General features: G+C 50.6%; 24 protein-coding genes and 1 pseudogene. 4 read left to right on the top strand and 21 right to left on the bottom strand.

Annotation, left to right across the window (positions count from 1 at the left end):
- Nucleotides 1-6 precede the first annotated feature (6 nt).
- The gene (gene ligA / locus AXA67_01470) at nucleotides 7-2,031 is read left to right on the top strand and encodes a DNA ligase (NAD(+)) LigA (GenBank protein ID KXJ39543.1); all 2,025 of its coding nucleotides are present in this window, start codon (nucleotides 7-9) and stop codon (nucleotides 2,029-2,031) included.
- Between the two features lie 42 nt (nucleotides 2,032-2,073).
- On the top strand, nucleotides 2,074-3,207 hold the full coding sequence (locus AXA67_01465; protein ID KXJ39559.1) for a hypothetical protein: 1,134 nt from the start codon (nucleotides 2,074-2,076) through the stop codon (nucleotides 3,205-3,207).
- A gap of 286 nt (nucleotides 3,208-3,493) precedes the next feature.
- Here the strand turns inward: AXA67_01465 and AXA67_01460 are convergent, their stop codons facing one another.
- Genes AXA67_01460 through AXA67_01440 form a run of 5 tightly spaced genes read right to left on the bottom strand, consistent with a single transcriptional unit; the run spans nucleotide 3,494 to nucleotide 5,958 of the window.
- A complete protein-coding gene (locus AXA67_01460) occupies nucleotides 3,494-4,507 on the bottom strand; it encodes a hypothetical protein (GenBank protein ID KXJ39542.1) in 1,014 nt (337 codons plus the stop codon).
- Nucleotides 4,508-4,511: 4 nt separating this feature from the next.
- Nucleotides 4,512-4,790 (bottom strand): hypothetical protein, encoded by a 279-nt coding sequence (locus tag AXA67_01455; protein KXJ39541.1) that lies wholly within the window; start codon nucleotides 4,788-4,790, stop codon nucleotides 4,512-4,514.
- Entirely contained in the window at nucleotides 4,787-5,089 is a 303-nt protein-coding gene (locus AXA67_01450) for a hypothetical protein (protein KXJ39558.1), read from the bottom strand. The genes AXA67_01455 and AXA67_01450 overlap by 4 nt, the downstream gene beginning before the upstream one ends.
- Nucleotides 5,090-5,091: 2 nt before the next feature.
- Nucleotides 5,092-5,640: a septation protein A gene (locus AXA67_01445; protein KXJ39540.1), complete on the bottom strand. Its 549-nt coding sequence runs from the start codon at nucleotides 5,638-5,640 to the stop codon at nucleotides 5,092-5,094.
- Nucleotides 5,641-5,664: 24 nt separating this feature from the next.
- Complete coding sequence (locus AXA67_01440; protein KXJ39539.1) at nucleotides 5,665-5,958, bottom strand: hypothetical protein; 294 nt, start codon at nucleotides 5,956-5,958, stop codon at nucleotides 5,665-5,667.
- Nucleotides 5,959-6,051: 93 nt separating this feature from the next.
- Here AXA67_01440 and AXA67_01435 point away from each other — a divergent pair, with 93 nt between their 5' ends.
- Nucleotides 6,052-6,363: a deoxycytidine triphosphate deaminase gene (locus AXA67_01435; GenBank protein KXJ39538.1), complete on the top strand. Its 312-nt coding sequence runs from the start codon at nucleotides 6,052-6,054 to the stop codon at nucleotides 6,361-6,363.
- Nucleotides 6,364-6,396: 33 nt separating this feature from the next.
- On the top strand, nucleotides 6,397-6,894 hold the full coding sequence (locus tag AXA67_01430) for a hypothetical protein (GenBank protein ID KXJ39537.1): 498 nt from the start codon (nucleotides 6,397-6,399) through the stop codon (nucleotides 6,892-6,894).
- A gap of 52 nt (nucleotides 6,895-6,946) precedes the next feature.
- On the opposite strand, the gene AXA67_01425 is transcribed toward AXA67_01430, so the two are convergent.
- The 16 genes and pseudogenes from AXA67_01425 to AXA67_01350 form a co-directional block, all read right to left on the bottom strand.
- Nucleotides 6,947-7,291 (bottom strand): hypothetical protein, encoded by a 345-nt coding sequence (locus AXA67_01425; GenBank protein ID KXJ39536.1) that lies wholly within the window; start codon nucleotides 7,289-7,291, stop codon nucleotides 6,947-6,949.
- A gap of 41 nt (nucleotides 7,292-7,332) precedes the next feature.
- Nucleotides 7,333-7,758: a hypothetical protein gene (locus AXA67_01420; GenBank protein ID KXJ39535.1), complete on the bottom strand. Its 426-nt coding sequence runs from the start codon at nucleotides 7,756-7,758 to the stop codon at nucleotides 7,333-7,335.
- A gap of 113 nt (nucleotides 7,759-7,871) precedes the next feature.
- Complete coding sequence (locus AXA67_01415; protein ID KXJ39534.1) at nucleotides 7,872-8,288, bottom strand: hypothetical protein; 417 nt, start codon at nucleotides 8,286-8,288, stop codon at nucleotides 7,872-7,874.
- A gap of 114 nt (nucleotides 8,289-8,402) precedes the next feature.
- Entirely contained in the window at nucleotides 8,403-10,232 is a 1,830-nt protein-coding gene (locus AXA67_01410) for a glutamine--fructose-6-phosphate aminotransferase (GenBank protein ID KXJ39533.1), read from the bottom strand.
- Between the two features lie 5 nt (nucleotides 10,233-10,237).
- The gene (gene glmU / locus AXA67_01405) at nucleotides 10,238-11,608 is read right to left on the bottom strand and encodes a bifunctional N-acetylglucosamine-1-phosphate uridyltransferase/glucosamine-1-phosphate acetyltransferase (protein ID KXJ39532.1); all 1,371 of its coding nucleotides are present in this window, start codon (nucleotides 11,606-11,608) and stop codon (nucleotides 10,238-10,240) included.
- Nucleotides 11,609-11,792: 184 nt separating this feature from the next.
- Nucleotides 11,793-12,227 (bottom strand): ATP synthase F0F1 subunit epsilon, encoded by a 435-nt coding sequence (locus AXA67_01400; GenBank protein KXJ39531.1) that lies wholly within the window; start codon nucleotides 12,225-12,227, stop codon nucleotides 11,793-11,795.
- A 13-nt stretch (nucleotides 12,228-12,240) separates the two neighbouring features.
- The gene (locus AXA67_01395) at nucleotides 12,241-13,623 is read right to left on the bottom strand and encodes an ATP synthase subunit beta (protein ID KXJ39530.1); all 1,383 of its coding nucleotides are present in this window, start codon (nucleotides 13,621-13,623) and stop codon (nucleotides 12,241-12,243) included.
- A 26-nt stretch (nucleotides 13,624-13,649) separates the two neighbouring features.
- Nucleotides 13,650-14,528 carry a F0F1 ATP synthase subunit gamma gene (locus AXA67_01390; GenBank protein KXJ39529.1) on the bottom strand — a complete coding sequence of 293 codons (879 nt, stop codon included), beginning with the start codon at nucleotides 14,526-14,528 and terminating at the stop codon, nucleotides 13,650-13,652.
- A gap of 6 nt (nucleotides 14,529-14,534) precedes the next feature.
- The gene (locus tag AXA67_01385; protein KXJ39528.1) at nucleotides 14,535-16,076 is read right to left on the bottom strand and encodes an ATP synthase subunit alpha; all 1,542 of its coding nucleotides are present in this window, start codon (nucleotides 16,074-16,076) and stop codon (nucleotides 14,535-14,537) included.
- 13 nt (nucleotides 16,077-16,089) lie between these two features.
- Nucleotides 16,090-16,626, bottom strand: a complete 537-nt coding sequence (locus tag AXA67_01380) for an ATP synthase subunit delta (GenBank protein ID KXJ39527.1) — start codon at nucleotides 16,624-16,626, stop codon at nucleotides 16,090-16,092.
- Nucleotides 16,626-17,105 carry an ATP synthase subunit B gene (locus AXA67_01375; protein ID KXJ39526.1) on the bottom strand — a complete coding sequence of 160 codons (480 nt, stop codon included), beginning with the start codon at nucleotides 17,103-17,105 and terminating at the stop codon, nucleotides 16,626-16,628. Before AXA67_01375 ends, AXA67_01380 begins: the two co-directional genes overlap by 1 nt.
- A 63-nt stretch (nucleotides 17,106-17,168) precedes the next feature.
- Nucleotides 17,169-17,447: an ATP synthase F0F1 subunit C gene (locus AXA67_01370; protein ID KXJ39525.1), complete on the bottom strand. Its 279-nt coding sequence runs from the start codon at nucleotides 17,445-17,447 to the stop codon at nucleotides 17,169-17,171.
- 40 nt (nucleotides 17,448-17,487) lie between these two features.
- Nucleotides 17,488-18,249: a F0F1 ATP synthase subunit A gene (locus AXA67_01365; protein KXJ39524.1), complete on the bottom strand. Its 762-nt coding sequence runs from the start codon at nucleotides 18,247-18,249 to the stop codon at nucleotides 17,488-17,490.
- Nucleotides 18,250-18,274: 25 nt separating this feature from the next.
- Nucleotides 18,275-18,589 (bottom strand): hypothetical protein, encoded by a 315-nt coding sequence (locus AXA67_01360; protein ID KXJ39523.1) that lies wholly within the window; start codon nucleotides 18,587-18,589, stop codon nucleotides 18,275-18,277.
- Between the two features lie 326 nt (nucleotides 18,590-18,915).
- Nucleotides 18,916-19,937, bottom strand: a pseudogene (locus AXA67_01355) (transposase).
- A gap of 164 nt (nucleotides 19,938-20,101) precedes the next feature.
- On the bottom strand, nucleotides 20,102-21,097 hold the full coding sequence (locus AXA67_01350; protein ID KXJ39522.1) for a hypothetical protein: 996 nt from the start codon (nucleotides 21,095-21,097) through the stop codon (nucleotides 20,102-20,104).
- Between the last annotated feature and the right edge of the window lie 194 nt (nucleotides 21,098-21,291).

Raw genomic sequence — 21,291 nt, 5'->3', positions numbered from 1 at the left:
GCATCTGTGGCAGTTCCAGAATCCATCCGCAAAAGGGCCGAAGAACTCCGCAAGGAGATCGAGTATCACAATTACCGTTATTACGTTCTCGACGAGCCCGTCATTTCCGACGCTGAATATGACGCCTTGATGGCGGAACTGAAGCGGCTCGAGGCACAATATCCGGAATTGATTACCCCGGACTCCCCCACCCAGCGCATCGGCGCGCCCCCCTCGGAAGCCTTCGCGCCCGTTCGCCATGAAGTGCCGATGCTGTCTCTGGAAAACGCCTTTACTGATGAGGATGTCCGCGAGTTCGACCGGCGGGTCCGGGAGCGGCTGGGGGTGGAGAGCGTCGAATACACCGCCGAACCCAAACTGGACGGCCTGGCGGTGAGCATCCTCTACGAACACGGCTATTTAAGCCTGGCGGCTACCCGGGGCGACGGGTACACAGGAGAAAACGTCACTGCCAACGTGAAAACCATCCGTACCATTCCATTAAAACTCGAAGGCTCTGGCTGGCCGGACCGCTTTGAAATTCGCGGCGAAGTCTTTATGCCCATCGAAGGGTTCAAGCAGCTGAATGAATGGGCGCTCAAACACGGTGAGAAGGTCTTCGCCAATCCCCGCAATGCCGCCGCAGGCAGCCTGCGTCAATTGGATCCGAAAATCACCGCCCGCCGGCCTCTGGATTTTTTCTGCTACGGCCATGGCTTGTACCCACCCGAACAGCTGCCAGAAAAACACCATCAGTTGTTGGAGAAATTTAAATCCTGGGGTATTCCCGTTTCGCCGGAATTGGCGGTAGTACAATCCGTGGAAGGCTGCTTGCGTTATTACCGCCGCATGCTGGAAAAGCGGGAATCGTTGCCCTATGAAGCCGACGGCGTCGTGTATAAAGTCAACCGCTTCGACTGGCAGGAACAACTGGGTTATATCGCCCGCGCCCCCCGCTGGGCCATCGCCCACAAATTCCCGGCCCACGAAGCCACCACAGTGGTGGAAGATATCGAAGTGCAAGTAGGCCGCACCGGCATCTTGACGCCGGTGGCAAAACTGAAACCGGTACAGGTCGGCGGCGTGACCGTCTCCAGCGCCACCTTGCATAACTTCGAGGAAGTCAAACGCAAAGATATAAGGGTGGGGGATACGGTCATCGTGCGCCGGGCCGGAGACGTCATTCCTGAAGTGGTCAAAGTCATCAAGGAAAAGCGCCCACCCGACACCAAACCGGTGGAACCGCCGGACCACTGCCCCGTGTGCGGTGCCGAGGTGGTTTCAGAACCCGGCGAAACCTTGATCCGCTGCAGCGGGGGATTATTCTGCCCGGCGCAACGGAAAGGTTCCATCAAACATTTCGCCTCCCGCCGGGCCATGGATATTGAAGGCTTGGGGGACAAGCTGATTGATCAATTGCTGGAAAAAGGGCTGGTTAAAACGGTGGCGGATCTTTACGACCTTACCGTGGATCAACTCGCCAGCCTTGAACGAATGGGGAAAAAATCAGCCCAGAATCTGATTAATGCCCTGGAAAAAAGCAAACACACCACCCTTGCCCGTTTTCTCTATGCTTTGGGAATCAGGGAAGTAGGAGAAGTCACCGCGCAAATTCTGGCCGATCATTTCCGTTCCCTTGAAAAATTGATGTCTGCCTCGGAAGAAGCATTGGAATCGATTCCAGGCATCGGCCCCATTGTCGCCAAGCATATTGTGACTTTTTTCCGCCAACCCCATAATCTTGAAATCATCCAGCGGCTAAGGAAAGCGGGGGTCCATTGGGAAGAACCCGAAGAAGAAACCGGACCTAAGCCGCTGAGCGGGAAAACCATCGTTTTTACCGGCACCCTGTCTTCCATGTCACGGGATGAAGCGAAAAAACGTATCGAAGCCTTGGGCGCACGGGCGACCAATACCGTTTCCAAAAATACTGATTATGTCGTGGTTGGAGAAAACCCAGGGTCAAAACTCAATAAAGCGCGGCAATTGGGCGTGACAATTCTCGATGAAGAACAATTTTTGGATTTACTGCAACAGTTTGACGCTATTTAGACTACGCTTGGAATATTAACCTTGGAAAGTCGAAATTTGACTATAGAACTTGATGAACTCCAAACCCAGCTTTGCATCCTGGAAAGCCATCAGGAAAAGCTGCTGGAACGGATACGCCAAAACGAAGCCAAGCTGAGTCAATTCCATGCTTTGGAAACGACTCTGTTGTCTCTCAATGCGTTGCGGGAATTGGTGGAACACGTCATTGAAGATACCAAGGCTGCTTTCGATCTGGATTTAGTCTCCCTGGTTCTCGTCGATGAAGACGGAGATTTAGCTCAATTCATGAAGGAAGACGGCCTACAGCTGGAAAGTGTTCCCAGTTTGATCCTGCTGCAAACCCCCCAGCCTCTCAAAGAAATTTTTGGCCGGGCGTTTCGCCTCCACTTGGGAGAATTTAAACCGAAATTCAGGTTTTTACTCCCTGGCAACGACTTTCCTTCGAGTGTCGCCCTGCTGCCACTGGTTAGAAGAGGGCAATTGCTAGGCTGCCTGAACCTCGGCAGTCATGATCCATCAAGATATTCGCCAACCATGGCCACTGACTTTCTTGACAGGCTGCGCGCGATTCTATCGGTCTGCCTGGAAAATACCAAGAATTTCGAACAGCTGCGCCGCACCAGCCTTTACGATACGTTGACCGGCGTCAATAACCGGCGTTTTTTTGAGCAACGGTTGGGAGAGGAAATCGACCGGGCACAACGGTCTGGGGAACCTTTGTCATGTTTATTCCTAGATATTGATCACTTTAAACAGGTCAACGACACTTATGGACACCAAACGGGAGACTTGGTCCTGGCGGAAATAGCCTCGCAAATCCGCTCGCAACTACGCAACAATGACGTCTTGGCCCGTTACGGCGGGGAAGAGTTTGTCGCCCTGCTTTCAGGCGCCAACGAAGACCGGGCGATGGAAGTCGCGGAGCGTATCCGCCGGCGGATTGCCAATCACAGTATTACTGATCATAATCACAATACCATTACCTGCACCCTTTCTGTGGGTGTTGCTGAGTATAATCCGGAGAAAGTTTCTCCTGTCTCGGCAGCGGATATACAACGTTTCATCGAACTGGCCGATCAAGCATTGTATGCCGCCAAACACCGTGGCCGCAACCGGGTCGAAAGCGGCGGTGTTTATCAAAGACAAGCATCCAAAGCCGTTTTAGTCAGCGTTTAACCCGGATATTTCACCATCCATCCGGGATGCTGGTGAAATATCCGGGTTAAACAACAAAGGCGCCATTAAGGCGCCTTTGCTTAAATTAGCTTGGGTTAAGCTAAAACCTAAATTCTGCAAGTGTTTTGGCATTCGGCTGCCAAATCAAGCCTTTATGCTGCGTTGGCTGCACTCATTTTATGCTCGAAGTAGCGCTGCCACGCCTGTGCGAAAAGCGGCTTGCCGCCTTGCCCAAAGCCTTGCTTGACACCCTTGGTCTCGAATCACTTGCAAAGTTAGGTGGAATTTAAGACTTTGGCTCTGCTTGAGCTGCCTTTTCCTGTGGTTTTGCAGGTTCCGCCTTGGATTCAGACGGCGCCGGGGTTGCCTGGGCTGGCGCTGGCACCTGTTCCTTCGAAGCATCTGGTGCAGGTTGCTCGGAAGTTTCAGGCTTTTCTTCCGCAGGCGCCGCTTCAGGTGCTGCAGCAGTCGCTGTCAGAATTTTAACGTCCGCTTTTTCCCGTAGCTCTTTGATGTGTTCTTGGATGAGCTTGCGCTTGAGCATATTTTCCACTTGTGGCTTGACCTGCTCAAAAGGCGGTGGGGTTTTTTCCCGGGAGTCCTCCCGCAAAATGACGTGCCAGCCAAAGCGGGTTTGTACTGGTTCTTTGGTGTATTCGCCATCCTTCAACTTAACCACGGCTTCAGAAAAGGCAGGCACCATCCGCTGCGGCACGAACCAGCCCAGATCCCCACCGCTTGCGGCGGAAGGTCCGGTGGAATATTTCTTTGCCAACTCGGCAAAGTCCTTGCCCTTTTCCAGCTTTTTAATAATAGACTCGGCTTCTTCCTTGGTTTTGACCAAAATGTGGCGGGCTTTGAATTCCTTCTGCTTCATCGCGCCCACTAATTTGTCGTATTCTGCCCGCAGTTGCTCCTCGGTGACGGGATGATTTTTCAAGTATTCTTGCACATCTGCCCGAGACAATACCGCCCGTTGAGCGTAACGCACTTTTGCTGCCACTTCTGGCTGCTTGGGAAGTTGCTGCTGAACTGCCTCTTGTTTGAGTAATTCATGGCTGATCAATTCTTCCACCAGCTTTTCTTCAGGCACGTCAATTTTTGCATTGGGATTGCCACGGGCGATATCCGCTTTCACATATTCCAATGCCTGGCGACTGATGGGCTGGCCATTGACCATGGCTACCGCATCTTTTTCGTCGATAGGCGCTAAAGTCAGGCCACCGCTTTTGTTACTGCCGGCATTGCAGCCCGCCAAAATGGCGAAAGATAATGTTGTTAAAGCAAACGTTTTTTTCATTCAATTAGTCCTCAGTAGTTTGATATTCATCGGGGGTAAAAGCCTTAATGCTCAGGGCGTGGATTTCACTTTGCATCAAATCGCCCAGTGTTTGGTAAACCAGTTGGTGGCGCTGTACTGGGTTTTTGCCTGCAAAATGCTCTGAGACGATAGTCAGAAAAAAGTGCCCGGCGCCACCCGCCTGGGCGTGGCCAGCATGATCCGCGCTTGCGTCCACAAGCTCTATTTTGATTGGAGACAATTTTTCCAGCCGCTGCTGGATCATTGCAACTCGATTACTCATTTTGGGAATACCTTGAGAAAGGGTTTAATAATGACTTTTTGATAGACACCCGCCTTAAGATAAGGATCTTCATCAACCCATTTTTTAGCTGCTTCCAGACTGGGAAATTCAGCGACTATCAGGCTGCCCGTGAAGCCGGCTTCGCCAGGATCGGGAGAATCAATAGCGGGATGAGGCCCTGCCAAAACCAGACGCCCATCGTCCTGTAATTTCTCCAAACGCTGGAGGTGAGCGGGTCTATTTTCGCGGCGCAGATTCAGACTGTTGTCGGCGTCTTCACAAATGATGGCATACAGCAAATTCATTCCTTGGTGCTGGATTCAGGCTCCGGCATGTAGCGGGACAAGAAAACTGCCTGCAGCAGGACAAAGGCGAAAGTCAGCCCTAGCATGCCAAACAGTTTGAAATTAACCCAAATATCCGTATTAAAGTTATAAATGACAAATAAGTTGACTGCCCCCAGGAAAATAAAGAATAGCGCCCAACTGAGGTTAAGCTTGTACCAGACCGGTTGCGGCAATTCCACATTCCCCCCCATCATTCGCTGAATGAAGGGGGCCTTGCCAAAAAACTGACTGGCAAGAAAAGCCACTCCGAACAACCAGTTGATGACGGTGGGCTTCCATTTTATGAACTGTTCGTCGTGGAGATACAATGTCGCGCCACCGAAGACGGCGATCAAAACCAAGGTAACCAAATGCATCGGCTCCACCCGGCGGTGTTTTATCCACACCAGCCCCACTTGAATGAAGGTGGCTGCAATTGCCACCATGGTCGCAACATAAATTCCTTGAAACTTGTAAGCGACAAAGAAAAGGATGATGGGAAAGAAATCGAACAGCAGTTTCATAACATTCCAAATTCAAAGCACGTGTCAAACGTAAAGATCTATGCCATATACGATATTAGAAGGATTTTCAGCCGGTATGGATTGATAGCTAGCATAGACTGAAAGCGCCTTTTGCGCCCGCAGGTTTAAATTCTTATCCAATTGCAGGCCATGTTTAGCCGCGGCTTCAAACCAATGCGTGAGAGAGCCACCGCCATTACCATCCCTTTCCGGTTTGTGCGTTGGTTCGACCGCAGTTACCGGATTTAGTTTCTCCTTACGTGCCGCCTCGGTTGGCAACCTCACCGGCGGTTTTATAATATGATTTACAATCTTCATAGCGGGCCCAAGATATGCTTGGCTATGCTATCCTGTCATGGCTTGCAGTGCAAGTATAGCACCAGTTTATTACCTATTAAGTAAATATTACCCATGGACAAACAAAGCCAAACCGAAATTGAAGCTGCTGTTTTCAGAAGGCTGATTCAGCATTTACAAACCCACACTGAAGTACAAAATATCGATTTGATGATTACCGCCGATTTTTGCCGGAACTGTCTGGCTAAATGGATTAAGGCAGAGGCGGAGGCCAGGGGCATTGAAATCGACTACCCAAAGGCTCAAGAAATAGTTTATGGCATGCCTTACTCTGAATGGAAAAAACAGTTTCAGACGGAAGCCACGCCGCAGCAGCTAAAGGCCTACGAAGCGCGGCAACGTCAGAAACAAAAGTCGGAAACATAATCATTACTCATTTTCAACCCAGAGGAGACAGTTATGCGCTTGATCATTTTACCCATTTTGTTTGCCTTTCTTGCCGTTGGTTGCGAAAGCGGCGGACAAAGCAGTTCGGCTAAATCGACCGTCATCGAAGGATTGGTCATCGGAGAAGAAGGACCCGCCGAAAAGGCCCGTATTGAGGCAGTTGACAGCCGCGGTCAGATCATTGCCAAGGCGCAGGTCAAAGGGGAAGGTCGCTATCAGATCACCCTGCCGGCCAATGCCAATTATCCGGTGTTGCTCAAAGCCACATTACCTCAGGAACGCAATAAAGTCTTTCAAGCCGTGGTGACCAGCGATTTAGTGGAAGAACAGGACATCAGTCCGATGACGGATTTGGTTGTCAAATCCGCCCTCGGTCAAGGCGGTTTGACCCCCGAAAACATCGCCCGCGCGGCTGGCGCCGCTATTAACCAGCGCCCGACGCAAGGAGGCAAACGCACATCCAGTGGATTTAAAGGTGATCTCACGAAACAATACAGTGGCTGGCATTAATTCTCGCGAAGTAGCGGGGCTTTAGACCCCGCTATTAAAAGGATTTCTGCTCCTAAAAGGTTCCGCCATTCCACCCCCAGAACTTGCCGGGGATGTTAATAAATTCAATATAAACCCTGGAAGCAGGAATATTCAGTTGTTCTTCAAGAAAGCTGCAGACAAAGCTCGCCAGGGGTTGTGTTTGGGCTTCGGATAGCCCAATGCTTTTTAATTCCACATAGGCTGCCGGTTCTTTATTCCCGGAAAAGCGTAAATGGGTGGCAGCGGTCAATTCCACCATGACATAGCGTTCCGGCTTGCCTAATTCTTTGGCAAGCCGTTTGGAAGCTTCAGTTAAAAAACCATCTGCTCGATCTTCTGGAATTGAAATATTGGTCTGAACATGAAAGTAGGGCATGATCATTCTCCTTGACTTGCTTAAGACAGGAAAATCATACCCTATTGCACCAAAAATTCAGTAAAGAAAACATCCTTGAGCCCATAGCTGTCTGAATAACGGTCCAATACCTTTCTAATCTCATTTAACGCGCTTTCCCGTAATTGCTCCCGCTGGGATATATCCGCCACTTTCTGCATCGGTAAATTACTAAAGTGCATGATCAACGCATGGCGAATCAAGGGGAGATGTTTACGTATTCGCTCGAGATTTTCTTTATCCTCCACAAGTAATTGTATATCCGCCCTCAGATAATGGCGCCTCCCATCCAAATTCACAATCAATTTGGGTTTAACAGGCAAATATTCAATTTCTGGGGCGGAAGAAGCGCCTTCTTCCTCATCTTCTCCCGCCCAGCTTAAAGATACGCAAACAAAAAAAACGATGAAAACCTTTGCAACCGTTTTGAACCAACCGGTTTGATACATACCTCACCCACGCTGTCTTATATTTCAAGAATAATTTGTAACCGATGCGGTCCGGTTACAGCTTCCCTTTAAGTATAGTCAGAAGTAAGGCCTTACCAATGTGGTGGGAAAGATCAAACCAAGGTGCTGTTGAGCCAGGTGTCGTGCTTGTTACATACACTCAAGACATAAATCTGGCCCCTATAGCGGCCCAATGAAAACAGGGAAACTGGTTCCTGGTCATTTTCTGGATCAAACATATGCTCATCGAGAAACCGGTATTTTCCATCGAGGACAATATGCTTGACGATGTAATGCTCGCATCCGTTCATCTCATGGGCGGTTATCACTTGGACTCGAACGGTGCCTTTGTCCTTGGAAATCTGGATTTTAGGCACATGCCCACCTTCCTTGCCTTTCCACCTTCCCGGCGCTTCGCGGGTGTAATAGAGTCCCCCAGCCAATTGCGGCTTGGCCTGGGCAACATTTGGCAAAACTAGACCTGTAACCGAACTTGCTGCAGTGAATTGAAGGAAAATTCTGCGGTTCATTAGCAACCTCCTGTTGTTGAATGAACCTTTATCTTGCACTAGATAGCGGAAAAATCCAAAGGAGAAAGAAAATTCCCCCTTGCCACCTTATCGTGACAAGGGGTTTCCTGGAAGTTATTCGACTGTTACTGACTTGGCCAAATTACGCGGCTGATCCACATCCGTGCCTTTGATAACCGCAACATGATAGGCCAGCAGTTGCAAGGGCACGGTGAAAATTACTGGCGACATTTCGTTTTCCGCCGGCGTCACCCGCATGACGTGGGTGTTTTCGTCCGGGTGGACATCCAGGGTTTCATCGGCAAATACAATCAACTCACCGCCCCGGGCCTTCACCTCTTGCAGATTGGATTTCAGCTTTTCCAGCAAGCTATTGTTGGGGGCCACGGCAATGACGGGCATTTCCGCATCCACCAGCGCCAGCGGGCCATGTTTCAATTCCCCGGCTGGATAAGCCTCAGCGTGGATATAGGAAATTTCCTTAAGCTTCAAGGCTCCCTCCATGGCGACCGGATAATGACTGCCCCGGCCAAGAAATAAAGCGTGGTGCTTATCGGCGAAATGCTCGGAGAATTCCTTGATTTCCTGATTCAACCCCAGTACATCCTCAATCCGTGCCGGCAAGGAAAAAAGCTGGGAAGCAATGCGCTTTTCCGTCACTTTATCCAGCTTGAATCGCCGCCCCAGAGCAATGACCAACATCATCAACGCTACCAATTGGGTGGTAAAAGCCTTGGTGGAAGCCACGCCAATTTCAGGACCGGCGCGGGTCAATAACACTAGATCAGATTCGCGCACCAGGGAGCTTTCTTGCACATTGCAAATGGACAAGGAATGCATTGCGCCGAGGCGCTTTGCTTCTTCCAAAGCAGCCAAGGTATCGGCGGTCTCGCCGGATTGGGAAATGGTCACTACCAACGTATTGGGCAGAAGTACCGGCTCGCGATACCGATACTCACTGGCAATCTCCACATTGCACGGGATCCCAGCAAGGGATTCGAACCAGTATTTGGCTATCAGTCCCGCGTGGTAGCTGGTGCCACAGGCCAGTATTTGTACCGCCTTGACGTTATCAAACACTTCTGAAGCTTGATTGCCAAAGGACTGTTCCAGCAATTTCAGACCGCTGAAGCGGCCTTCCAGCGTTTCCGAAATTGCACGGGGCTGCTCGAAGATTTCCTTGAGCATGTAGTGGCGGTATTCACCGCGCTCCACCGCATCCAGGTTGACTTCGCTTTCCTTGATCGGCCGTTCGACCTGCTCGCCTTGTTCATTAAAAATAGTCACGCCGTCGAGGGTAACCTCCGCAATATCCCCGTCTTCCAGAAAAATGAAGCGCTGGGTGACCGGCAATAATGCGGAAATATCCGAGGCAATGAAATATTCGCCGATGCCGATGCCAATCACCAAAGGACTGCCTTTGCGGCAAGCCACTAATTTGTTTGGCTCCGATGTACTGATTACGCCCAAAGCGTAGGCGCCATCTAGCTGTTTTACTGTTTCTTGAACCGCAGTCAGCAGCGAATCGGTATAGCGCATTTGGTCATAGACCGCGTGGACGATGACTTCGGTATCGGTTTGGGATGTAAACTCGTATCCTTGATCTTTCTGCTCGCGGCGCAATGCCTCGTGGTTTTCGATGATGCCGTTATGAACTAGGGCCACGGTATCCCGGCAGATATGGGGGTGGGCATTTTGTTCGCTGGGAACGCCGTGGGTGGCCCAGCGGGTATGGGCGATGCCGGTCAGCCCAGTAAAAGGGTCATCCTTGAACGCTTCCGCCAATTCCGCCACTTTCCCACGCCGGCGTTTCCTTTTGATTTGCCCTTCGTCAATCACCGCTATCCCGGCAGAGTCATAGCCGCGATATTCCAATCGCCGCAGCCCCTCCAAAAGAATTGGTACCACATTTCTTTGCGCCACTGCGCCAACTATGCCACACATATCTGTTACCTCTCTTGCTCCAATTTCTTAGGCCGCTGCCAATTATCCACGGTAATTTGTTTACTCCGGCTTAACGTCAATTTCCCTTCCGGCGCATCCCGGGTAATGGTGGAACCGGCGCCGATGGTCGCATCCTTGCCCACTTTCACAGGCGCTACTAATTGGGTATCCGAACCGATGAATGCCCCATCTTCAATAATAGTCTTAAATTTATTGACCCCATCGTAATTACAGGTAATGGTGCCCGCGCCAATATTAACGCTATTGCCAACCTCACTATCACCCACATAGCTCAGGTGATTGATTTTCGAACCTTCGCCGACGGAGGATTTCTTGATCTCCACAAAATTGCCAATATGGGTCTCCCGCGCCAGGCGGGTCCCAGGACGCAATCGGGCAAAGGGGCCGATACGGCTGCCCGCGCCAATCCAGGCATCGTCGATGTGGCTGTTGGCCAATATTTCCACATCGTCGTCAACCATGGCATTGCAAATCACCACATTGGGGCCGATTTTGACCCGATTGCCCAATTTGACTTGTCCCTCCAGCACCACATTAACATCTATCTCTACATCCCGGCCGACTTCTACTTCGCCCCGAAGGTCAAAACGCTTGGGATCGCGCAAAGTCACCCCTTGGTCCATCAGCCTTTCTGCTTGGGATTCCTGATACGCCCGTTCCAGTTCCGCCAGTTGGCGTTTATTGTTAATGCCTTGCACTTCACATTCGTTCTCTGCCAGCACGGTTTCAACCACCACCCCATCATCAACCGCCATGGCAATCACATCGGTCAGATAGTATTCCCCTTGGGCATTATTGTTTTCCAGACGGTTCAGCCACTTGTTTAAATAAGAAACCGGCAAAGCCATGATGCCGGTATTGACTTCGTTAATCGCTTTCTCTGCCTCATTGGCATCTTTTTCTTCCACTATCCGCTGAACCTGTCCCTGACTATCCCGGACAATCCGCCCATAGCCGGTGGGATTGTCCAGCTTCACCGTCAACAGCGCCAACCGCTCCGATTCCGCTGTTTGCAGAAGGCGCTGCAAGGTATGTGCTCTCAATAAAGGAACATCGCCATAAAAGATTAAAACAATGCCATTATCATCGGGCAGAGCCACTTGCTGGACTGCGTGACCCGTGCCTAACTGCTCCGCTTGCTCTACCCACTGCACCGGCCAGCCGGAAAATCTTGCCAATACTTGATCGGCGCCATGTCCGTAAACCACGTTGATACTGTCCGGCTCTAATTGTTGGGCGGTTTCTATTACATGCTGCAGTAATGGCCGACCGCCAATTGTGTGTAATACCTTTGGCAAATCTGAACGCATGCGAGTGCCCTGTCCCGCAGCGAGGATAATGACATGAAGTTTCATAATGCTTCTTTCCTTGTTATAAAGCGTTTCACAACCAAGCAGGCATCGAATAAATCAGGTGAAGGAGAGAAAATTGATGATATAAAGATTAGTCCAAATTCATGCAATCATCAAAACAAAAAAGCCCGTTGAATCCGGGTTCATCAGGATTCAACGGGCTTAAATTGAATTGATTGAAGAACGGTTATTTTTCGAAACGGCCTTTGTGTTTCTTGTAACGCTCCAGCACTTGAAGCTGTTTGACCGCTTCCGCCAATTCGGCTTGTGCTTTGGCATAATCGATTTTCCCGGATCGATCCTTCAATGCCTCTTCGGCCCGGCGCTTGGCTTCCAAAGCTGCCGCTTCGTCAATATCGCGCGCGCGAACCGCGGTATCAGCCAACACTGTCACAATATGCGGCTGGACTTCAATCATACCGCCGGAAACAAAAAACGGAAGCTCCTCTCCGGAGGTAGTCTTGACGCGCACTTCCCCGGATTGCAAGCGCGCCAGGAAAGGCGCGTGGCGGGGCGCGATCCCCACCTCTCCCAATTCGGCAGGGGCGAAAACCATTTCCGCCTGGCCGGAGTAGATTTCCTCCTCCGCGCTGACGATATCCACATGAATAATCATTGCCATCGTGGTTTACCTATTAAGCTGCAATCTTTTTGGCTTTTTCCAGCGCTTCTTCGATGGTTCCCACCATATAAAAGGCTTGTTCGGGGATATCGTCGTATTCTCCTTCGACTATGCCTTTAAAGCCACGGATGGTTTCCTTCAAAGGCACATATTTTCCGGGTGATCCTGTAAACACTTCGGCAACAAAAAATGGCTGAGAAAGGAAGCGTTGGATTTTGCGGGCGCGGGATACCGTCAATTTATCTTCTTCCGACAACTCATCCATGCCCAAAATCGCGATAATGTCCCGCAGTTCCTTGTAACGCTGCAAGGTGGATTGAACCTGCCGGGCAACGTCGTAATGTTCGTGGCCGATGACCAAAGGATCCAACTGGCGGCTGGTGGAATCCAGGGGATCCACCGCAGGATAAATGCCCAACTCGGCGATCTGCCGCGACAACACAACGGTTGCATCCAAATGCGCGAAGGTTGTGGCCGGGGACGGGTCGGTCAAGTCGTCGGCTGGAACGTAAACCGCCTGAATGGAGGTAATGGAACCGGTTTTGGTGGAAGTAATTCGCTCTTGCAGAATGCCCATTTCTTCAGCCAAGGTCGGCTGATAACCTACCGCGGATGGCATCCGTCCCAAAAGCGCGGATACCTCGGTCCCCGCCAGGGTGTAACGGTAAATATTATCAATGAACAGCAAGACATCCCGGCCTTCCTCGCGGAAATTCTCGGCGATCGTCAGTCCTGTCAATGCCACCCGTAGACGGTTGCCGGGTGGTTCGTTCATCTGGCCATAAACCAGCGCCACCTTATCCAGAACGTTGCTTTCCTTCATTTCGTGGTAGAAATCGTTCCCTTCGCGGGTACGCTCCCCAACACCGGCGAATACGGAATACCCACTGTGCTCGATGGCGATGTTGCGGATCAATTCCATCATATTCACGGTCTTGCCCACACCGGCGCCGCCAAACAGACCCACTTTACCACCCTTGGCAAATGGACAGATCAGGTCGATCACTTTAATGCCGGTTTCCAGCAATTCCTGTGCCGGGGACTGTTCTTCGTAACTGGGCGCCTTGCGGTGAATTGGCCAGCGTTCCTTTTCCCCTATCGGCCCTTTTTCATCAATGGGCTCGCCCAGGACATTCATAATCCTTCCCAGGGTTTCCGTGCCGATGGGGACTGAAATCGGCGCACCCGTATTGGTAACTTCCATCCCTCGGCGCAAACCGTCGGTGCTGCCCATGGCTACGGTCCTGACCACACCGTCACCCAACTGCTGTTGGACTTCCAGAATCAAATCCTCATTTTCCACTTTTAACGCATGGTAGACGTGGGGTAATGATTCTCTCGGAAAGTCCACATCCACTACCGCCCCGATAATTTGAACAATCTTTCCCGAACTCATTGAAGTTCCTCTCAAATCTAAAATTCTTATTGAATAGCCGCCGCGCCAGAGACAATCTCTGAAAGCTCTTGAGTAATTGATGCCTGACGGGCTTTGTTATAAACCAGTTGCAATTCGTCAATAAATTTACCGGCGTTGTCTGAAGCGCTTTTCATCGCCACCATTCTCGCCGCTTGCTCGCAGGCTTTATTTTCCACCAGTCCCTGAAAAACGATGGACTCGATATAACGAGTCAACAATTCATCCAAAACTTCCCGCGCATCAGGTTCGTAGATGTAATCCCAGTGGGTTATCAATGACTCATCTTCGGCTTCTTCCTCTTCTTCCACTTCGATGGGTAAAAGCTGTTGGATGACCGGCTTTTGTGTCATGGTATTGACGAATTCATTGAAAACCAGATAAATACGGTCCAATTCTCCGTCGTCATATTTGTCCAACATCACTTTGACGACCCCGATAATGTCCTCAAGATGGGGGGCATCGCCCAGTTGCGTGACTTGGGAAGTGATATTACCGCCAACCCCCGAGAAAAAGGAAAAACCTTTTTGGCCAATCACGCCCATCTCTAGCTGATTGCCGGCCTCTTCCCAGCTTTTCATCTGCCGCAGAAGGCCACGGAACAAATTAGCATTGAGGCCGCCGCAAAGACCACGATCTGTCGATATCAATATGATCCCAATTCTATTTCCATCCCGGGGAAGCAAAAAAGGATGTTTATACTCTGGATGGGCATAGGCTAGATGCTTGATGATCTGATGAATGCGCCGCGCATAGGGCCGGCTGGAACGCATCCGGTCTTGAGTTTTGCGCATCTTACTCGCAGCCACCATCTCCATGGCCTTGGTGATCTTTTGAGTATTTTTGATACTCTCGATTTTGGTGCGGATTTCTTTACCGACAGCCATTAGCTTTTACCAAGTGTGGGTGGATTTGAATTTCTTGATGGCCTCATGCAAGGCTTCTGCGATTTCATCATTGTAATCGCAGGTCTCGTTTATTTTGGCCAGTAAATCCGCATATTCACTGCGCATAAAATCCTGCAACGCATCTTCGAAATCCCGGATCTTATTCACTGGAATATCATCGAGATAGCCTTCATTGGCGGCAAACAGGGAAACCGCTTGTTCCGCTACGGACATGGGGGAATACTGAGGCTGCTTGAGGAGCTCGGTTACTCGCTGACCGCGTTCGATCTGTTTGCGGGTCGCTTCATCCAAGTCCGAAGCAAATTGAGCAAACGCAGCTAGTTCCCGATATTGAGCCAAGTCCAGGCGGATACCGCCGCCCAATTTTTTGATGATCTTGGTTTGGGCCGCGCCCCCTACCCGGGAAACGGAAATCCCCGGATTCACCGCAGGCCGAATGCCGGCGTTAAACAGATCGGTTTCCAGATAAATCTGGCCGTCGGTGATGGAAATCACGTTAGTCGGCACGAATGCCGAGACATCGCCTGCCTGGGTCTCAATGATTGGCAGCGCGGTAAGGGAACCAGTACGGCCTTTCACTTTACCGTTGGTGAGCTTCTCCACTTCCTCGGCATTAATCCGGGCGGCCCGTTCCAGCAAGCGTGAGTGGAGATAGAAAATATCCCCAGGGTACGCCTCTCGCCCTGGTGGCCGTCGGAGCAACAAGGAAACTTGGCGGTAGGCCCAGGCTTGTTTGGTTAAATCGTCGTAGATAATCAGCGCATCCTCGCCTTTGTCACGATAATACTCGCCCATGGCGCAACCGGCATACGGCGCAATAAACTGCAGTGCCGCGGCTTCCGCAGCGGTAGCCGCCACCACAGTGGTAAATTCCATGGCGCCGTGCTCTTCCAGCTTGCGCACGATGTTGGCTACCGTGGATTGTTTTTGCCCTACCGCCACATAGATACACTTAACGCCGGTCCCTTTTTGATTGATGATAGTGTCAATGGCGATCGCGGTTTTACCGGTCTGGCGGTCACCAATAATCAACTCACGCTGACCACGACCAATGGGGATCATGGCGTCAATCGCCTTCAATCCGGTTTGCAGCGGCTGATCAACGGACTGGCGCGCAATTACCCCAGGCGCGATTTTTTCAATGGGAGAAAAGACATCGGTTTCCACCGGTCCTTTACCATCCATGGGACGGCCCAAAGCATCGACAACCCGGCCCAACAAAGCTTCTCCCACTGGCACCTGGAAAATCCGGCCGGTACACTTCACGCTGTCGCCTTCGGCCAAGTGTTGGTAGTCTCCCATGACCACGGCGCCCACTGAATCACGCTCCAAGTTCAGCGCCATCCCAAATGTGTCGCCGGGAAATTCCAACATTTCCCCGTGCATGACGTCTTCCAATCCATGAATGCGCACAATGCCATCGGTCAAACTGACGATGGTGCCTTCCGTACGGGCTTCCACGCCCGTTTCAAATTCCTTGATCTTCTCTTTGATAAGATCGCTGATTTCCGCTGGATTCAATTGCATTTTTTATCTCGCTCTAGCTGAAGAGTCTTTTTGCCAATCGTTCTAATTGCCCACGGACTGAACCGTCAATGACTTTATCGCCTGCTTTGATCTGAACGCCACCAATCAGACTATTATCTTTGATAACGTGGAAGCGGACCTTTTTGCCAAATTTCTTTTCCAAGGCGGCACTGAGTTTTTTCTCGTTCTCCTTGCTCAAGGCATAAGCTGTCCTGACCTCGACATCAAGCAACCCTTCGTGCTCCGCCCGAAATTGTTCATAAAGCTCTCGTATCTGATCGATTAAAGTAATCTTGTCATTCTCAACCAGAAGTTTGACGAAGTTCTGACCTTCTTTATCCAAGTACCCCTTGCCGACATCCAAGATCAATCGCAATAGATCTTCCTTGGAGACGTTGGGGTTGACCGCCGCCCAAGCCAACTCCTTGTCCTGCATCGCCAGGGACAAGAATTCCAGCATTTCAGACCAATGATCCAGTTTCCCGCTCTCCAAGGCCAGTTTAAAGACGGCCTCGGCATAGGGTCTTGCAAGCGTGGACAATTCGCTCATTACGCTTGCTCCAGTTGCTTGGTCACATTTTCAAGAATTTCCTGGTGCTTGGCTTTGTCAATTTCCTTATGCAGGATTTGTTCTGCTGCGGTGACTACCAACTGAGAGACTTGTTCTTTGAGATCTTCTTTTGCCCGGTGAACTTCTTGCTCAATTTCCGCACGCGCTGCCGCGATTATCCGGTTGCCTTCTTCCCGGGCGGTTTCCTTGGCCTCGTCAACAATTTCATTGGCACGCTTCTGCGCCAAGGTAATGATTTCATTCGCCTGATCCTTGGCTTCTTTTATGACGGTCTTGGCCCGTTTTTCCGCCAATTCCATTTCATGCTTGCCGCGTTCCGCAGCAGCCAGACCTTCGGCAATCTTCTTTTTGCGCTCTTCCAGCGCCTCTGTTAGGGGCGGCCACACATACTTCATGGTGAACCACACCAGAAGCGCAAAAGTGATCATTTGCCCCAAGAGGGTAATGTTAATGCTCACAACACCTGACCTCTAATCTCCAAGGTGAATGGGATATTCCTTCTTTCGAGGACTTTATAATGCTTATCCACCTGTAACCGGAGAAAGGAAAGGGTTTGCGAAGGTGAAAAACAACGCCATACCGACGCCAATCATGGTCACCGCGTCCAAGAGACCGGCAACGATAAACATCTTGACCTGCAACATCGGTACCATTTCCGGCTGGCGGGCGGCGCCTTCAAGAAATTTACCTCCCAACAGACCAAAACCGATCGCTGTTCCCATCGCCCCCATGCCGAGCACCAAACCCACGGCAATTGCGGTCAAGCCTTGAATGTCAGCAATCATAGCCAAATTTTCCATCGTTTCCTCCGTATTATTAACTGAATAGTATTAACTTAAATCAATGGGATGCGTGCGCCATGCTTAAATATACAATGGTCAGCACCATAAAAATAAAAGCTTGCAGGGTGATAATCAGAATATGAAAGACCGCCCATGGAAAGCTCAGTAATGGCTGGAGATACCAAGGCATCAGAGCAATCAAAATAAAAATCAACTCGCCAGCGTACATGTTCCCAAATAAACGAAGCGCCAGCGAGACAGGCTTGGCAAACTCCTCAACCAACCTTAACAACAAGTTGAATGGAATAAACCAAACGCCGAATGGATGCAGCATCATCTCTTTGAGAAAGCCCCAACCGCCTTTCACCTTGATACTGTAAAAGATAATCAGCAGAAAGACGCTGATGGACATGGCGAAGGTAGCATTCAAATCCGTGCTCGGCACCACTCTCAAATAAGGGGTTCCTTCCAGGGCGGCGATGGTGGGAAGCAAATCCACCGGCAACAAATCCATAGCATTCATCAAGAATACCCAGCAGAAAATAGTCAAAGCCAATGGAGCGATTAATTCGTTACGCCCGTGAAAGGTATCCTTGACCTGGGTATCGACAAATTCCAGCAGCATCTCGGCAAAATTCTGTAAAGGACTAGGGACATCAGAAGTAGCACGTTCTGCCGCCCACTTGAAAGTCAAAACAAATACCAAGCCCAAGACAGCGGAAAAAAACAGGGTATCCAAATGCAGGGTCCAAAAACCATCACCTGCATGAAGCGGCGTTAAATGGTGGACGATGTACTCGGTAGCGCTTTTTGCTGCCATTTTCCCCTCTTAAATCTCAAGACTTTTAGCTTTTTTCCAACAGGAGCGCGAGCCAATGCACGCTCAATACTGCGGCAAATCCAATCATTAACGGCAAAAACAGGATATTTGGCATTTGAAATACCATAACAAACAAGACCATCGTTAAGATGAATTTCACTGTTTCCCCGATATAAAACCCGCGCACAATCTGTTCGGGTTTTTTGCCGCTCGAGCGGCTTATTTTTATCGCCAAATAGGCGTTTGGTATCCAGGATATCGCCCCACCCAGTAAAATCGAGCGGGCTACTTGCCAATCGAAAATTATCCAACTTGCAAGGGCGACACACAGCAATACCACTATTTGCCTGTGGAGGATTCTCCTGACAGCTTCGATAACCAGACTGTCCACTCTATCAACCACACACAAATAAGCGATGGATTGTATAGTTCTCCACTGCCAAAATCAAGGTTGCCTTACAATCGTGTTATTCCAAAGCAGTAATGTCCCTTTTGTCCATAGCCGCCATGAGAACACACGCTTTCCGGCATTCTGGCATGCGCCAATTGGCGCTGATCGATGTTGAGCCTGTCAATTTCTATTTTCATATAGGCCGGCCAACGTGCCGCCGAAACCACATCCGGCATCAAGCAGCCCGCTGATTCTGGAACAAACGTCTCTGTCCGAATACCGCGCAGATAACGGCTCTGCCGACTGGCGCATAGGCTGACCAGCGACGAAGGCGCCCCCACTGCCGTGCCGAAGCGCTGCAACAGCCGATCCGCGTGGGTGATGAAGACTTCAGCATCGATGCCCAATCGAGCCAGGATTTTGGGCTGATGAGCAGGAATATGCCTGTGCTTGTCATCCCGAATGGCCCGGCCAGTCCAGTCCACCAGTTCCAGATAATCCTCGAAGGCGAAGGGAATCGTAAAGGGGGTGCGACCGGTGGCGTCGAAGGGCATCAAGGGGGCCTGCGGCAGGCTTTGGACCTAGGCTTCCGGCAAGGGAACATTAGGCTCTCGGGATTGGACTTCAGGCGGGGGTGGTTCTGCGGTTTCCATCTTTTCCGGCAATCCGCCGGCCCGTTCTTGAATCGAGGTGTAGTCCGAAGTTTCCGGGGTTTCGGCAATCCCGGCCCGCACCAAGTTGAAATCTACATAGGCCATCGCCGCCAGCAGGGTAGGCTCATCCAACAACGCCTGGCTCTTGAAACGCCCTTCCCAGAACCGGCCTTTCACGCCATCCTCGGCATTGGCGCGGCGTGCGATGTACTCGTTCAAAGTGCGCATTAACCAGGAAAGATCGTACAACCGCCCCCGATAGATCGACGCCAGCTCCTCCACTTTGGCGATTTCCGCCTTGCTCATTTCACCACGGGCCTCTGAGAGATATTTCGTCACTAAAGGCGGGCCGGAAAACAGCATCGTCCAACGCTGAAGCACCTCCTCCACCGACCAGCCCAAGGCCCGTTCCCGGTCGATGCGCACCACCAGTGATTGCTCATCACCGCATAGGCGGCCACGTCGATGGCGAAGATTCCCGCCAGTTGCTTGATCCGCTCGGCAATCCAGTCCCGCCGGTGCTCGAAACTTTCCCCCGCATAGCTATCCTCGCCACACAAAAAGGCGCAACGGACACAATGGCTGACGCAGTGGTACCTGGGGGTGTCCTGCAGAGAGACGCGAGAAGAACGGGCTTTGGTCATGTTGGAAGTTCAGGGTTGATTGTGGAGGTTAAAAAAACTAGCATGGGGCAATCCGGGGATCAAATCCATGGGTGTCCTTCAGTTTCCCGTCACCGGCGCCGCCTCTTGATTTGGTGAAGCCACCGGGCAGAAGCAGCAGGCGCATCCCTGCGCCTTAAAGCAGATTAGTCTTGAATCGGTCTGCGCTTCCTGGCGCTTATTCCGACAAGACCGAGAAACCCTGAGCCAAATAGCCAGATTGCAGCGGGTACGGGCACCGTTGATACACTCGGGCCAACACTAAAAAATGGCCCTGGCGTACCACCAATGGGGTCCCAGAACTGAGTTTTAGCTAATGTTTCTCCACCTTGTGCAACTGCGGAAGAAATTGCAACCCATTCAACTATAAATTCATCACCGACAGCGATTTCAGTGAATTGTTGATACAGAGGAATCTCGACTGAAAAAGTATCCAAATCATAAACGGCTGCTAAAGGCGTCCCAACTGGACTTACCTCTTCCGTATAGATGCCGGTAAAAAGATCAGTATCACCAGATAATGAAAAACCTCGGCCTGCTCGACCCCGTAGCGAAACCTCACCAATGATTGGAGTATATGTGAATGACGGGCGAGGGGATATGTTTACAATAAATTTAAACCTAGCTTCCAGATCACCCTGCACCGAGCTACCAAAGTCCCGTAAAGATAAAAAGGTATTGCTAATCCTGGTCGTTAAGACATCCTGATCACTATGCTTGGTAAAAGTGGCCTGATAAACAGAGGTTGCTTCAATACCAGCATCAATAAAACGGGCATTCGCTGAGTTCCCCCATTGCCCTTGAGCATCTGCGTAGCTGGTGCCCACCAACTTGGAATTATTGTCTAAAGCCTGATTGGTCACATGAGGAGCAGGATTAACATCGAAAGCTCTTGTATCAAAGAAATCTGCCGTCGTTGAAGAATGAAGTTTAGTGTATTCAATGGTACTGACAATATTCCGAGGCAACGAAACCGCCTGCGCGACCTGGGTGGAAATCAACCCTGAGACAGCAAGCACTGCAACAAAAAGGTTACAGCACATGCGCCGGTATTGATGCTGAGTTTGTGTGGCGGCCGGTTGCCTGCGGTTCTGTCTGGGGTATGGGTTGGAGTGGTTAAGATAGCTTTGTTGTCGTTTCATAATATTTACCTCTAAACGTAATCCTAAGGTATTTCTCGGCTGCAATAGTAACAAGGCATCTGTGACAGATTGGGAACAGATGGGGGGAATTTACATGGTTACGTATGATAGTATTTGCTTGACAGGAGCGATCGAACCCGAACTCATGACCATGTATCAAGCACGATCATTCGCCAAGCTAAGTGTTCCGCATT

The sequence above is a fragment of the Methylothermaceae bacteria B42 genome (assembly GCA_001566965.1).
GTDB lineage: Bacteria > Pseudomonadota > Gammaproteobacteria > Methylococcales > Methylothermaceae > Methylohalobius.
The sequence above is the reverse complement of the archived record's forward strand: the minus strand, read 5'-3'. Positions and strand labels throughout refer to the sequence as shown.